1 pseudogene is annotated in these 500 nt (G+C 40.4%); it reads right to left on the bottom strand.

The window, feature by feature from the left end:
• Positions 1 to 183: 183 nt before the first annotated feature.
• Positions 184 to 500: pseudogene (locus tag GCA01S_RS18950) on the bottom strand (transposase); the annotation flags it as partial.

The raw sequence follows: 500 nt of genomic DNA, 5'->3' as shown, positions 1-500 counted from the left end.
TATAGAGGGAGGTAGATAAAAATTAGGTACCGTCAAGAATTTTGTGTAATGTAAGATAGATAGGGTATCTCTGAAATGGATTTAGAATAGAGTGGGGCTGTTTCCTCCACACAGGAGACTGAATATTCAGTCTCCTGTGTGGAAAGGGTGAATCCCCTTATTTTGTTTATTTACAATATATGGTTAATTGTAACGTTCTTCAAACATTCGCTGGAGGGCTTCATGTGCTTCGGCAAATCCTCTTAACTTTCGTCCTGCCCATTTCTCATTAAAGTCTTGGATGGTCAATACACGACTTTTTCAGCGGCTTCTAAACTACTCAGGCTGTTCATCGGCTTTAGACGTTTCCGAATCTCCTTGATTGTTTGTTCGATGGCATTCGTCGTATAAATCACACTTCGAATACTGCTTGGATAATCCATAAATGTAAGGAGGACATCCAACTCATTGGCCCAAGATTGAACTTCTCTCGGATACTTGCTGGACCATTTCGACTCAAA

The organism is Parageobacillus caldoxylosilyticus NBRC 107762, assembly GCF_000632715.1.
In the GTDB taxonomy this organism is placed as follows: Bacteria; Bacillota; Bacilli; order Bacillales; family Anoxybacillaceae; genus Saccharococcus; species Saccharococcus caldoxylosilyticus.
This window is presented reverse-complemented; position numbering and strand designations above follow the sequence as displayed.